At 50.8% G+C, this 13,239-nt stretch carries 12 protein-coding genes; 8 read left to right on the top strand and 4 right to left on the bottom strand.

All coding sequences use genetic code 11. From position 1 onward, the window contains the following. Window positions 1-211 precede the first annotated feature (211 nt). From psmB to comE, 6 genes are all read left to right on the top strand, one after another. The gene (gene psmB / locus C7452_RS00885; protein WP_048175764.1) at window positions 212-844 is read left to right on the top strand and encodes an archaeal proteasome endopeptidase complex subunit beta; all 633 of its coding nucleotides are present in this window, start codon (window positions 212-214) and stop codon (window positions 842-844) included. Window positions 845-913: 69 nt separating this feature from the next. Then, a complete protein-coding gene (locus C7452_RS00880; RefSeq protein ID WP_010876827.1) occupies window positions 914-2,824 on the top strand; it encodes a beta-CASP ribonuclease aCPSF1 in 1,911 nt (636 codons plus the stop codon). A gap of 46 nt (window positions 2,825-2,870) precedes the next feature. Further along, window positions 2,871-3,887: a phosphoribosylformylglycinamidine cyclo-ligase gene (gene purM, locus C7452_RS00875; RefSeq protein WP_048175765.1), complete on the top strand. Its 1,017-nt coding sequence runs from the start codon at window positions 2,871-2,873 to the stop codon at window positions 3,885-3,887. Between the two features lie 11 nt (window positions 3,888-3,898). Further along, complete coding sequence (comC, locus tag C7452_RS00870) at window positions 3,899-4,924, top strand: L-sulfolactate dehydrogenase (RefSeq protein WP_048175766.1); 1,026 nt, start codon at window positions 3,899-3,901, stop codon at window positions 4,922-4,924. Further along, on the top strand, window positions 4,921-5,418 hold the full coding sequence (gene comD / locus C7452_RS00865) for a sulfopyruvate decarboxylase subunit alpha (RefSeq protein ID WP_048175767.1): 498 nt from the start codon (window positions 4,921-4,923) through the stop codon (window positions 5,416-5,418). Before comC ends, comD begins: the two co-directional genes overlap by 4 nt. A 1-nt stretch (window position 5,419) precedes the next feature. Further along, the gene (gene comE / locus C7452_RS00860; RefSeq protein ID WP_048175768.1) at window positions 5,420-5,977 is read left to right on the top strand and encodes a sulfopyruvate decarboxylase subunit beta; all 558 of its coding nucleotides are present in this window, start codon (window positions 5,420-5,422) and stop codon (window positions 5,975-5,977) included. Between the two features lie 23 nt (window positions 5,978-6,000). On the opposite strand, the gene polB1 is transcribed toward comE, so the two are convergent. Continuing rightward, the gene (gene polB1, locus C7452_RS00855; RefSeq protein WP_048175769.1) at window positions 6,001-7,761 is read right to left on the bottom strand and encodes a DNA polymerase PolB subunit 1; all 1,761 of its coding nucleotides are present in this window, start codon (window positions 7,759-7,761) and stop codon (window positions 6,001-6,003) included. A gap of 368 nt (window positions 7,762-8,129) precedes the next feature. On the opposite strand from polB1, the gene C7452_RS00850 reads away from it, so the two are divergent. Then, window positions 8,130-9,053, top strand: a complete 924-nt coding sequence (locus C7452_RS00850) for a restriction endonuclease (protein WP_048175770.1) — start codon at window positions 8,130-8,132, stop codon at window positions 9,051-9,053. Window positions 9,054-9,338: 285 nt separating this feature from the next. Here C7452_RS00850 and C7452_RS00845 read toward each other — a convergent pair whose 3' ends face one another. Genes C7452_RS00845 through C7452_RS00835 form a run of 3 tightly spaced genes read right to left on the bottom strand, consistent with a single transcriptional unit; the run spans window position 9,339 to window position 12,064 of the window. Beyond that, a complete protein-coding gene (locus C7452_RS00845; RefSeq protein WP_048175771.1) occupies window positions 9,339-10,343 on the bottom strand; it encodes an AI-2E family transporter in 1,005 nt (334 codons plus the stop codon). Between the two features lie 13 nt (window positions 10,344-10,356). Next, window positions 10,357-11,157 carry a dihydroorotate dehydrogenase electron transfer subunit gene (locus C7452_RS00840; RefSeq protein ID WP_115892496.1) on the bottom strand — a complete coding sequence of 267 codons (801 nt, stop codon included), beginning with the start codon at window positions 11,155-11,157 and terminating at the stop codon, window positions 10,357-10,359. A gap of 4 nt (window positions 11,158-11,161) precedes the next feature. Further along, complete coding sequence (locus C7452_RS00835; RefSeq protein WP_115891942.1) at window positions 11,162-12,064, bottom strand: dihydroorotate dehydrogenase; 903 nt, start codon at window positions 12,062-12,064, stop codon at window positions 11,162-11,164. 54 nt (window positions 12,065-12,118) lie between these two features. Here C7452_RS00835 and C7452_RS00830 point away from each other — a divergent pair, with 54 nt between their 5' ends. Further along, the gene (locus C7452_RS00830; protein WP_115891941.1) at window positions 12,119-13,231 is read left to right on the top strand and encodes an NOP5/NOP56 family protein; all 1,113 of its coding nucleotides are present in this window, start codon (window positions 12,119-12,121) and stop codon (window positions 13,229-13,231) included. Window positions 13,232-13,239 lie beyond the last annotated feature (8 nt).

The raw sequence follows: 13,239 nt of genomic DNA, 5'->3' as shown, positions 1-13,239 counted from the left end.
ACAGGATAACCTGTGTCCAACCCCTCAGGGAGCCCTATCTATTATAAAAAAATCGCAAAGTTTAATAAGGACCTCCTGTTATATATTGGTACAGAACTTTTATGTCCATGGGGACAGCCCTTTGCAGGGTTAAATGAAAACCCTTTATATACCATAAAAACACAATGGGATCTAGGACTGGTTTTTTATTATTTTTATTAGAGGTGTATCTATGAACGATAAAAACACGCTGAAAGGCACCACAACTGTTGGCATAACATGCAAGGATGGAGTTGTTTTTGCCACAGAGAGAAGGGCCAGTATGGGCAACCTCATAGCCCATAAGGCTACAGACAAGATTTTTAAAATAGATGAACACATAGCCGCGACCATCGCAGGTTCAGTGGCGGATGCTCAGAGCCTCATGAAGTACCTCAAGGCTGAGGCTGCACTTTACCGCATGAGAAACTCAGAAAAAATAAGCATAGAGGCCGCCGCTGCACTTGCAGCTAATATATTACACTCATCACGTTTCTATCCATTCATAGTACAGACACTCCTTGGAGGCGTCGACGAGAACGGTGCAAAGATCTACTCCCTTGACCCGTCAGGGGGGATGATACCAGACAAGTTCGTCTCAACGGGTTCCGGTTCACCGGTTGCCTACGGTGTCCTTGAGGACAGATACAGTGATGAACTGTACGTGGACGAGGCAGTGGACGTGGCCATAAGGGCCGTAAAATCCGCCATGGAGAGGGACACCTACTCAGGTAACGGAATCCTTGTGGCGACCGTCACAGAGGAGGAAGGTTTCAGGATGCTTAGTGAAGAGGAAATCCAGAAAAGGATTGAAAACCTCAACTGATTTTTCTCCTATTTTTAATTGCAGTAAACACCTGTTTACTGATACTCCCTGTTTTTTAGAAGTGATCTTATGGTTTCAGAGATGCTTGAAGAAATCAAAAGGACAATAATGCAGAGACTTCCCGAGAGGGTCCAGGTTGCGAAGGTGGAATTCGAGGGGCCCGAGGTGGTAATATACACCAAGAACCCGGAGATAATAACCGAGAACGGCAACCTCATAAGGGACATTGCAAAGGATATCCGGAAGAGGATAATTATAAGATCCGACAGGTCCGTCCTCATGGACCCTGAGAAGGCCATAAGGAAGATACATGAGATAGTGCCCGAGGAGGCCAAGATAACCAACATATCCTTTGATGATGTCACCTGTGAGGTGATAATTGAGGCCCGGAAACCAGGACTTGTGATAGGCAAGTACGGATCCACGTCAAGGGAAATAGTCAAGAACACTGGCTGGGCACCCAAGATACTGAGAACACCACCAATATCCTCTGAGATAATAGAAAGAATACGTAGAACACTGAGGAAGAACAGCAAGGAAAGAAAGAAGATTCTGCAGCAACTTGGGAACCGGATACATCAGAAGCCAAAGTATGACAATGACTGGGCAAGGCTCACCGCCATGGGTGGTTTCAGGGAGGTTGGAAGGTCCTGCCTCTACCTTCAAACCCCCAACAGCAGGGTCCTCCTGGACTGTGGTGTCAACGTTGCGGGTGGAGATGATAAGAACTCCTATCCCTACCTCAATGTCCCTGAATTCACCCTTGACAGCCTTGACGCAGTCATAATCACCCATGCACACCTTGACCACTCAGGTTTCCTCCCATACCTCTACCACTACGGCTACGATGGGCCCGTCTACTGCACGGCACCAACAAGGGACCTCATGACGCTCCTGCAGCTGGACCACATCGACATTGCCCACAGGGAGGATGAACCCCTCCCATTCAATGTGAAGCACGTTAAGAAGAGCGTGAAGCACACGATAACCCTCGACTATGGTGAGGTGACAGACATAGCCCCTGATATAAGGCTGACACTCCACAACGCGGGTCACATCCTGGGGTCTGCCATGGCACACCTCCACATAGGGGACGGGCAGCACAACATGGTCTACACAGGGGACTTCAAGTATGAGCAGAGCAGACTTCTGGAGGCTGCAGCAAACAGGTTCCCCCGGATTGAAACCCTTGTGATGGAGAGCACCTACGGGGGCCATGAGGATGTCCAGCCATCAAGGAACCGTGCAGAGAAGGAACTCGTTAAGACCATCTACTCAACCCTCAGGAGGGGGGGTAAGATACTGATACCGGTTTTTGCTGTTGGAAGGGCCCAGGAACTCATGATAGTCCTTGAGGAGTACATAAGGACCGGTATAATCGACGAGGTACCTGTCTACATTGATGGTATGATCTGGGAGGCCAATGCAATCCACACTGCAAGGCCTGAGTACCTCAGCAAGGACCTGAGGGACCAGATATTCCACATGGGCCACAATCCCTTCATCTCAGACATCTTCCACAAGGTGAACGGTATGGATGAGCGGAGGGAAATAGTTGAGGGCGAACCATCCATAATCCTCTCAACTTCAGGTATGCTGACCGGTGGTAACTCACTGGAGTACTTCAAGTGGCTATGTGAGGACCCGGACAATTCCCTTGTATTTGTCGGTTACCAGGCCGAGGGGTCCCTTGGTAGAAGGATCCAGAAGGGCTGGAAGGAGATCCCCCTCAAGGATGAGGATGATAAGATGAGGGTCTACAATGTCAGGATGAACATAAAGACCATTGAGGGTTTCAGCGGTCACTCAGACAGGAGGCAGCTCATGGAATACGTTAAGAGGATATCACCGAAACCAGAGAAGATACTCCTGTGTCACGGAGACAACTACAAGACCCTTGACCTGGCATCAAGTATCTACAGGACATACCGGATAGAGACCAAGACCCCCCTGAACCTGGAAACCGTGCGTATCCAGTGAGGCTAACTATTTAGATAACCTTAAACTATTCTTTAGTGGTGATTTAATGGTAACCTATTCAGAATCTGGAGTGGATATAGACCTGGAGGAGCTCACCATTTCCAGCTTAACTTCCAGGTTGAGTGACACCCTTAAGTACTGTGACGTTATCACCGGAGCCGGCCACTTCGCGGCCCTGGTGAGGATGGGTGATTTGGCCATCGCCATGAGCACCGATGGTGTCGGGAGCAAGATCCTTGTGGCGGAGATGATGAACCGTTACGATACCGTGGGTATAGACTGCATTGCAATGGTGGTCAATGACATCCTCTGCGTGGGTGCAAGGCCGGCTGCCCTGGTTGACTACCTTGCAGTCGAACGTCCGGACCCTGAAGTGGCCGGGGAGATAGGAAAGGGACTTGCAAGGGGTGCTGAAATGGCAAGGGTTGCCATAATAGGTGGGGAGACAGCATCCCTTCCAGGCATAATCCGGAACCTTGACCTTGCAGCCACAGGGATCGGCTTTGTTGATGTGGACAGGATCATAACCGGGGAGGATGTGTCCCCCGGCGACACTGTCATAGGACTTGAGAGCAGCGGGATACACAGCAATGGCCTCAGCCTCGCGCGCAGGGTATTCTTTGATGAACTTGAACTTTCCCCGGAGGATGAAATGCCCGGATCCAGCAGCAGCGTTGGGGACGAACTCCTCAGACCCACAAGGATATACGTGGAGCCCATCATGGAACTGATTGAATCAGATGTTGATGTCCATGGACTGGCCCACATAACCGGGGGAGGTTTTGGCAACCTCAAGAGACTGAGAAAGGATGTCGGGTACCGCCTGGACTCCCTGCCAGAACCACAGCAGATATTTAGAGTTATCCACGAGGCAGGAGTTGACATAAGGGAGATGTACAGGGTCTTCAACATGGGAGTGGGTTTCTGTGCAGTTATAGCTCCGGATGACGTGGATGAAGCCCTCAGCATACTCGGAGACAGAGCCCACCCCATCGGGGAGGTTACAGATAGGGGATCAGAGGTTGAACTCGAAGCCTGCACCGGTGAAACCATAAAACTTTAGGAGGACTTTTTATGAGGATAAGCCCTGAAGAGGAAGTTAAAATCATAAAGGAAATACTCACCGCCATGAATGTTCCGGAGGAGAGCTCAGATATAGTTGCAGACGTCACACTGGACGCTGACCTGAAGGGATTCAGCTCACATGGAATCGGCAGGTTCCCCCAGTACGTTGAGGGGTTGAGGCATGGAACAATAAGGGCAGATGGTGACATAACCATTGAGCGGGAAACCGAGTCAACGGCCCTCATAAATGGTAACCACATATTCGGACACGTTGTTGCCTACAGGGCCATGGAGCTTGCCATTGAGAAGGCCAGGAATACTGGTGTTGGCCTTGTCGGTGTCCATGACTCCAACCATTTCGGGGTCGCCGGCTACTACTCTGATATGGCCGTCATGAATGACATGATAGGTGTTGTTATAGCAAACACCGAGCCGGCCGTCGCACCCATCGGGGGCAGGAAACCCATCCTTGGGACAAACCCGGTGGCCATTGGCATCCCATCAAACAGGTACTACGTCTCCGTGGACATGGCAACCTCCGCATCGGCCAGAGGCAAACTCCTGGAGGCCGCCAGGAAGGGCGAGAGCATACCTGAAAATGTGGCCCTGGATGCAGAGGGTAAACCCACCACCGACCCTGAAATGGCCCTTAAGGGCTCCATCCTCCCCTTCGGTGGACACAAGGGATACGCCCTCTCCTTCATGATAGAGATACTTGCAGGGCCCCTCGTTGGTGCTGCCTTCGGAACCGCTGTCACCGGAACAGCGAACCCTGAGGAGATTTGCACCAAGGGAGACCTCATGATGGCCATCGACCCATCAAAGATGGTTGACCCCGATGAGTTCAGGACCCAGGTTGATGAATTCATTGAGGAGGTTAAATCAAGCGGTGACGTCCTCATACCCGGGGACATTGAGAGCATGAACATAAAGAGAAGGCGTGCTGAGGGTATCGAACTGGATGAAAAGCTCCTTGAGAGGATTCTTGGAATAGCCAGAGAACTTGATATAAATCTCGAAATTAAGGAGTTATGAAAGTGGATAGCAGCGAAGCTGTTTACGCGGGCATGAAGGATGCAGGGATAGACTTCGCCGTCAGCGTCCCCTGTGTGAATCTCAGGACGGTCCTTGAAATGGTGGATGCCGACCCTGCCATCATGCACGTACCGGTTACCCGGGAGGAGGAGGGCTTCGGTGTTGCAGCCGGGGCCCACATGGCTGGAAAGACAACCGCCATACTGATGCAGAACTCAGGCCTCGGTAACTCAGTGAACGTCCTGGCCTCCCTCTACAGCCTATACCATATCCCCATAACCATGATTGTAAGTCACCGGGGCACCAAGGGAGAGTTCATGGAGGCCCAGGTGCCCATGGGAAGGGCCACCGGGGATATACTGAGGATCCTTGAAATACCCTTCAGGACCCCCAGAACTCCTGCTGAGGCCAGGGAATCCATAGGAGAACTTACAGATATCTCCCTCCGGACTGATAAGGCCGTGGCAGTCCTGCTGGATGTATCCTACTGGTGATATGATGCTTGAGAGAATTGAAGCCATAGAAAGGATAACGAGTGTCCTTGAGGATGAGCTCGTCATATGTAACCTTGGGTTTCCTTCAAGGGAGCTCTACAGTATCAGGGACTCGCCAAGGCACTTCTACATGCTTGGATCCATGGGGATGGCATCTTCCATCGGGCTTGGACTCGCGCTTTCACAGGAGCGGAGGGTGGTTGTCCTGGACGGTGACGGTTCCATCCTCATGAACCTTGGAGGCCTGGTCACTGCAGCTGCACAGTCCCCTGGAAACCTCATCATAGTCCTCCTCGACAACAGGTGCTACGCAACAACCGGCTCACAGTGCACCTACGCCGATGTGATAGACCTTGGGGCCGTTGCAGAGTCCATGGGCTTCAATGTGATCAGGTTCGCCGATGATCTGAACTTCGAACAGGCACTGGCGATGGATGGTCCTGTTTTTGCCCATGTCCCTGTGAAGCCAAGGAACGCCGATGTCCCTGTCATCGATCTTGATGCAGAGGAGATAATAGAACGCTTCATTAAGGAGGTCCGGGGAGCCACTGAGGATTGAAACATGTACCGGATTTTAATTAGCTATCCCCTGTAGGTTGCATAGAAACCATCGGTGTCGGCATAGACCGTGTGGAACCCAAATTCCTCTGCAGTTTTTATTGTTTTCTTGATATAGTCCCTGCCCCATGCGGTTATGGCCTCAGCGCACTCCATTGAGTACCAGCGGAACCTTGAGTACCCGTATACACCGTACATGGTGTTTGCAAGTCTCTTGAGGGCCTCCTGCTGCACATTGAGTATCTTCCTCTCCATGGGATCATCTGATCCCTTCATCTCCTCCTTGATCCTCACCCTCTCTGAGAGTATTTCACCTATAACAGAGGGTACGAATCCCCTGGGACTTTTGCGGAACCTGTAACCGTATTCAGGTGCCACGTAGCATTCAGATTCCTCGTCATCTGTCAGGGTGTCCGGTGAGATGTTCTTTGAGATTATTATGCTGGGGTAGAGGCTCCTGAAGTCAAACTGGACTATGTTCTCGTGGAGACCCCTCTCTGGTTCCTTGACGTATCCGCCGACCGCCCTGCGACCCCTCCTCCTGGAGAAGTCTGACTGGGATGGCTTGTTTGGTACCAGTTCCCCGTACTGGTATGCCTTGCGGACAAGGAACCATTCAGCCTGCTGACCTGTTGCCATGCGGGAGATGTCGAATAGTGGCTGGCCCACCAGCCGGGTGAGCTCCAGGTTGAGGGGGAGTATCTTCTCTGCTATCCTGTGGGTTGCAACAACATCATCCAGGGAGTACCTGAAGAGTTCATCCCTCAGCTCATCCCGGTCCCAGTACTCCCAGAGCCTGTCACCGGGGAGGTCGATCTTCTCCTCGCCGAAGAGTTCCTGGTAGACCCTCTCCAGGGTGTACCTGTCAAGGTTCATGTACCTCCTCATGACCGGGTAGAGGTCCACGTGCACCGTTCCCTTTATGGCTGTGGCGTTTGCAAAGCCCCTCCTCATGGTCCTGATCTTTGAACCATCCCAGCCGAGGTCGAGTTCCGCGCCCAGGATAGCCGCCCTCCTTGTTATGTAGGGGAAGTCAAAGTTGTCTGAATTGTATCCCACCAGGATGTCCGGTTTTTTATCAATTACGATCTCTGCAAATTTCTCAAGGAGTTCCCTTTCATCCTCAACCACCTCAACAAAGTCAAGGTGGTCGCCGGCCGTTGATATGACAGATTCGTAGCCCATGTTACCGGCGACACCAATCATCACTATCTCGTCCCTTTCAGGGTCAGGCATGCCATGGGGGTTCCTCACCTCGATGTCAAAGCTCATGATGTCGAGTCCATGTGCCCCTGAACCTGTGCTCTGGACCCTGCCGGTTACCTCCACCGTCCTGACATTGGTTGTCACCGATGGTGCTGAGTCCATCTCAACACCCTGGAACTCCAGCTCCTCCATGGGTACTATGGATTTATCTATGAGATAGCGCCTGTAGAATGGGATGTCATGTTCCCTTATATCCCTGACAGATTTCAGGTCCCTTATCCTGTCCCTGATCTTCGGCACGTCCTGGGGGTGTCTGAATTCGATTCTGATGACCTCTGTGGGCCTTCCAAGGTCCCTCATCTCTTTGACTTCAAGTTTCTCCAGTTCCAGTTCCTCAAGCTCCCTGAGGCATTCATCGAGGTCGGTGGGGATTGCGTATATGTAGGGTCTGAATGAGCGGTCATGGGCTATAATGGGCTCATTTCCGCCGCTTTTATCCTTACCAAAAAGTCTGATAACCGGGACCTCATCGACGGTCACGTAGTCTATGTCGAGGAGAACCATTCTGTAATCTTCCATGTACCTATTCTGTTATGTGAGATTAATAAAGTGTTCCCGGTGACTTTATGTTCGCTTTACTGTTCCACAAGTCCACATAGCACAATAAACACTTAAGTAGCACTATTAAGATATATTGTTTAAGATTTCGTGGGGGGTGTTGAACTTATAAGCATTCTCAGTTGCTGGCATTAAATGAACAGTTTAAGCCTGTGATCAGTAATTAATACGCGGCGAGGTAGAGAGTATGGTTAAGGGAGTTAAACATCCGGTGCTTGCTGAGTATGCAAAAAGATCCATGATGGGAGGAAAGGACGTTTTTTGCGGGTCTTACTAGAATAGTTCTGGACAGGAGCCCAAACTTAAGATAGCGTTTAGAGGTGATTAACATGGCTCTGCCAAATTATAAGGAAGTAATGTTACCTCTGCTAAAACTTGTAGGGGATGGAAAAGAGCATTATATTAAAGATGTCTATGATGAGCTTGCCGAAGAATTTCAATTGACTGATGAGGAAAGAAAGAGACTTATACCCAGTGGAAAGGGCAGATTCTTTGATAATCGCGTGAACTGGGCCCGTACAACCCTGAAAAAGGCTGGCATGATGGAATCTCCAAGAAGAGGTTATATCAGAATAACCCCTAAAGGTTTGAGGTTTTTAGAAAGAAAGCCCGTTGAACTTGACGATGATTTTCTGAAGCAATTCCCTGATTTTGCTGCGTTTAGGGGGGGCGGGAAAGAAAAACCGGAAGTCAAAACTTTCACGGCGCAATGGAATAATCATTCAGGTGAAGATCTCACTCCCGAAGAATCACTAGAATACAGTTACCAGACATTAAGGAATGAGCTAGCCGCGGATTTGCTTGAAAAGATCATGTCATGCTCCCCTGAATTCTTCGAGAAACTGGTGGTGGATCTCTTATTGAAAATGGGGTATGGTGGCTCACGAAGAGATGCAGGGAAAGCCATAGGAAAGATTGGAGACGGAGGAATAGACGGCATCATAAAAGAGGACAAATTAGGTCTTGACACAATCTATATCCAGGCAAAAAGATGGCAGGACACCGTATCCAGACCTGAAATACAGAAATTTGCAGGCGCTTTGCAGGGTCAGAAAGCCAGAAAAGGAGTATTTATCACAACGTCCAAATTCTCAGATAAGGCCAGGGAATACGCATCCAGCATCGATAACAGAATAGTCCTGATTGATGGAGATGAACTGGCCCAGCTGATGATCGACCACGACGTCGGTGTATCAAAGGTGACATCCTACGAGATCAAAAAAATAGACACAGACTACTTCTCAGAGGAATAAAAACCTGTAGAATATCAGAAATGAATATCCTTGTAACTGCGGAACATTCCCATCTCAACCAATGTAATTTTTTTAAGCATTAATAAAACTACTCTTTCAACCAACTCAGAGAAACCAAAAAAACCTCGCATCTGTAAGAAAGAAGTGGATAAAAGCCATAAAGGACCTGTTAAGAAGCTGCAATTTACAACACTATCTCATACAGTTTTCACTGATCAGAATACGATTTCCCTGTATGTGATCATAGTAATTTCAAAAAAAGTCTGTGGCTGGGATATACAGCGCTTATTGCAGTTCCTCTCCACCTGACTCCATACGGTAGGCCTCAAGGGCTGCATATGCAAGACCAAGGACCAGTGGCCCCACAATGAAGCCTGCAACACCCCAGACCACAGGTCCTCCCAGAAATCCCACCAGGAATATCATGGGGTGGATATCCGCGTACTTACCGGATAGCTTGGGCCTCAGGTATATGTCAATGGTGCTGAGGAAGAGACCGAATATCAGGACAAGTACTCCCCTCAGGATGTTTCCTGTGACAAAGTCATAGATGGAGAGGGGTGTGTAGGCAGCCCATGGCCCTATCACAGGTATCAGCTGAAAGAGGCCCGTCATTATACCCAGGAGTATGGCGTAGGGGTATCCGAGAAGATGAAAGCCAACTGCAGCCATTAAACCTATTGCAAGGGCTGTCAGGAAGTGCCCATAGAATATGCTGAGGAGAACCCTCTCGGTCTCAGAGGCCATTCGCTCCATGAAGGGCCTTGTCTCCTCCGGTATCAGGGTCCTGATGTACCCCAAAAGTCTCTTACCATCCCTTGCAAAGTAGAAGGTTGATGAAAGGAATACGAAGAGCTGAAGGGATATCATTGGTACAGACTGGAGGATGGCCACGACATAGTTGAGTGAACCACTTAGGATGTCCCTCAGAACCGTTCTCAGGCTTGCAAGTGTGTTCTCCGCCGAGGGCTGTAGATTTCCGGCCCCGGGTACGTGGATGCTCCCTGCGAGTGAAAGGAGAGATGGGGTTGAATTTATTATGGAATCAACTGTGAACACCAGGATACCCACCAGTGGCATTATAACCACAATCATTGCAAGGATGATGGATACCGAGAGGTAGGGTATCCTCCGGTTTATCCTCAGGGCCACGGGCCTTACAATGTAGGCGAATACGGCTCCAAGGAATAGCATGGTCCAGAGGGGGTATACCACAATTGCTGAGAGAAGTAAAAGGGCCATCACAGGGAATGACGCCGATGTCAGTGCACCCCTCAGTCTCTCTATCATGTTACCACCAGATTCACCAGGGCACTCTCCTGCCAGCCGGGTCCCGCCTGTAACGGCCAAACTCCCTTACCCTGGATAGTTCCTGACTCCAGAATACAGGTCCCTCTGCACATACCCTGAAGCCGGTATCATCAAGGCAGCACTGGCCACAGATGCCCACAGCGCACTTCATGTATCTCTCAAGGGAGAGCTGGGCCGGGACAGACCTCTCATCAAGTATCCTCATAACCTGAAACATCATGGGTTCCGGGCCGCAGACAGCAGCCATGTCATGGTCCCCCTCAAGTGTGAGGAGACGTTCATGGGCAAATCCCTTAAACCCGCAGGAACCATCATCCGTGCACGTACTGATATTCACGCCGGCAGCCTCAAGCCTGTCCAGGAAGAGGAGCTCATCTGCTGTCCTTGCAGCCACAAGTGCATCCACACGCATACCCCTTGCGGTGGCCTCATCTGCCAGGGCTGCCAGGGGCGCCATCCCTATCCCGCCCCCCACCAGGAGGAGGTCCCTTCCCATGAGCTCAAATCCCCTGCCATAGGGTCCCCTGATACCCAGAAGGTCGCCCTCACTGAGTCCATGGACCCTGCCTGTGAATTCACCCACCCTTCTTATGGATATCCCTATCTCAGATCTCACAGGGTCGATGAGGGAGACAGACATGGGTTTCTCGTCCCTGAAATCCCAGACCATGACGAACTGTCCCGGTCTAACCTCCCGTCTGAAGTCCCAGCTGAATATGAAGGTCTTCACGCTTTCAGATTCCTCAACTATCCTCTTAATCTCAAGAACCTCTGGAACATTCATGGAATCCATCTCCCTAATCATGTGCCAGCCCCACCATCTCATCCACCGATGAGAATCCTTCGGCCATCATGAAGGCCTCAAGGCCCCTGCATATCTTCATGAAAACCTCGGGGCCATCATACATTATGGCTGTTCCAATCTGAACGGCCCTTGCACCTGCAAAGAGGAACTCGACTGCATCCTGGAAGTCCCTGACACCTCCCACACCCATTATGGGGATATCCACGCTGCGGTAAACGTCATAGACGCATCTGACCGCGACGGGTTTTATTGCCGGGCCTGACATGCCTCCGAAGGCATTGGAGAGTATGGGCCTTGCTGTCTTTATATCGATCTTCATCCCGGGGCCAAGGGAGTTTATGAGAGTAAGGGCGTCTGAACCAGCCTCCTCAGCGCTCCCTGCTATCTCAACGATGTCTGTGACGTTTGGTGTGAGCTTCGTGGATACCGGGACGTCCACTGCATCCTTAACAGCAGAAACAACCCTGAAGGTCAGTTCAGGGTCCTGTCCGATTGAGGCTCCGCACCCTGCCATGGCGTGGGGGCAGGAGACGTTCAGTTCAATCATGTCAGCGTATTCCTCCACTGAAGCCGCTGCTGAGGCAAATTCCTCGGGTGAGGCTCCATAGACTGATGCTATCAGAGGTACCTCCTCATCCACCAGCTTCAGCTCCTCCCTGAATGCCTCAACACCTGGGTTTGAGAGTCCAATTGCGTTTATGACCCCGCCTGTGACCTCCACGGTTGTGGGATTTCTGTATCCCGGGTTGGGCCTGAGTGAGAAGGACTTGGTCACAACAGCCCCTGCACCCCCACGGTAAATCCTGTTAAGGGACGATGCCATGCTACCCATGACCCCTGCAGCCAGTATGGTCGGGTTCCGGAGTTCAATATTACATATGCTGGTCTCAAGCATGAAAAACACCTTCTGCTAAATATATTTATATCCGTCACCTATAGATGTACCCCTATGAAGTGTTATCTTACAGGTTGCATTGCAGGTCCTCTTGCCTTCAGTGAAGATCTGGAGCTCATAGATTATGAACCTTTCCCGGTTGATGAAATCCCCGGAAGGCTTGCTGAGTCACAGATGGGTGGTGTTTCACCGGAGGAGAGGATTATGCTCGAGAGGCTCACCCCTGAATACGACGAGGTTGTGGTTGAGGCCTCCCCCTCTCCGGAGTATGCCGGGTTCAGGAACCTCAGATTTGAGGTTCCAAGCAGGGCAGGCATCCACCTCAGGGAGAACCTTGAGGACATCCTGGCAGAAATCCTTGATATGCCCGCCGGGGACTTCATACATGACGCCCTCATGTCGGTTGCGCGTGAAAGGCTGAGGGAGTCCCTCCGGGAGACAGACAGGTTCATAATACAGTCCATAAATGCCCTTGATGAACTTGATGAGGAGACCGGGAAGCTCATAGAAAGGCTGAGAGAATGGTACTCCCTCCACTTCCCTGAACTCGACGGTATTAAGAGTCATGAACAGTACGTTGAGCTCATTGCAGAGTACGGTGACCGGGACCAGATACTGAAAAATTTCAGGATGGACGTTGATGAGAGTCTTGGCTCAGATATCACCTCCGAGGACCTCCACATCCTCAGGGGCCTTGCAGAGAGTATAAGGGGTCTTCAGAGGTTGAGGGAGGAGACAGAGAGGTACATTGACATCAAGATGGAGAAGCTTGCCCCCAACCTCAGGGCCCTTGCAGGGTCAAATGTTGGTGCGAGGCTCATTGCCCATGCCGGGGGATTGAGGGAACTTGCCATGCTACCATCCTCCACAATACAGGTCCTTGGAGCTGAGAAGGCCCTCTTCAGACACCTGAAATCCGGTGCAAGGCCACCGAAGCATGGGGTTATATTCCAGCACCCCTCGATAAGGTCATCCCCCTGGTGGATCAGGGGAAAGGTTGCAAGGCTGCTGGCGGGTAAGATAGCCATCGCAGTTAGAAAGGACGTTTTCAGCAGAGAATTTGATCCGGGAATAGTTGAATCATTCAATGAGAGGTTTGAAGCCATTAAAAGTGATAACCCGAAGCCCCCGGCAAGGAAGAAGGGTTTCAGAAGGAAGAGGAAATGATCGCGGGC

It is taken from the genome of Methanothermobacter defluvii, assembly GCF_003385755.1.
Taxonomy (GTDB): Archaea; Methanobacteriota; Methanobacteria; order Methanobacteriales; family Methanothermobacteraceae; genus Methanothermobacter; species Methanothermobacter thermautotrophicus.
The sequence above is the reverse complement of the archived record's forward strand: the minus strand, read 5'-3'. Positions and strand labels throughout refer to the sequence as shown.

What these genes read in the sequence shown, in the direction of transcription:
- C7452_RS00840 (WP_115892496.1), bottom strand. Translation starts at nt 11,157, where the DNA reads ATGGATTCCATGAATGTTCCAGAGGTTCTTGAGATTAAGAGGATAGTT.
- comC (WP_048175766.1), top strand. Translation starts at nt 3,899, where the DNA reads ATGAGGATAAGCCCTGAAGAGGAAGTTAAAATCATAAAGGAAATACTC.
- C7452_RS00880 (WP_010876827.1), top strand. Translation starts at nt 914, where the DNA reads ATGGTTTCAGAGATGCTTGAAGAAATCAAAAGGACAATAATGCAGAGA.
- polB1 (WP_048175769.1), bottom strand. Translation starts at nt 7,761, where the DNA reads ATGGAAGATTACAGAATGGTTCTCCTCGACATAGACTACGTGACCGTC.
- purM (WP_048175765.1), top strand. Translation starts at nt 2,871, where the DNA reads ATGGTAACCTATTCAGAATCTGGAGTGGATATAGACCTGGAGGAGCTC.
- C7452_RS00845 (WP_048175771.1), bottom strand. Translation starts at nt 10,343, where the DNA reads ATGATAGAGAGACTGAGGGGTGCACTGACATCGGCGTCATTCCCTGTG.
- comD (WP_048175767.1), top strand. Translation starts at nt 4,921, where the DNA reads ATGAAAGTGGATAGCAGCGAAGCTGTTTACGCGGGCATGAAGGATGCA.
- C7452_RS00830 (WP_115891941.1), top strand. Translation starts at nt 12,119, where the DNA reads ATGAAGTGTTATCTTACAGGTTGCATTGCAGGTCCTCTTGCCTTCAGT.
- C7452_RS00850 (WP_048175770.1), top strand. Translation starts at nt 8,130, where the DNA reads ATGGCTCTGCCAAATTATAAGGAAGTAATGTTACCTCTGCTAAAACTT.
- C7452_RS00835 (WP_115891942.1), bottom strand. Translation starts at nt 12,064, where the DNA reads ATGCTTGAGACCAGCATATGTAATATTGAACTCCGGAACCCGACCATA.
- comE (WP_048175768.1), top strand. Translation starts at nt 5,420, where the DNA reads ATGATGCTTGAGAGAATTGAAGCCATAGAAAGGATAACGAGTGTCCTT.
- psmB (WP_048175764.1), top strand. Translation starts at nt 212, where the DNA reads ATGAACGATAAAAACACGCTGAAAGGCACCACAACTGTTGGCATAACA.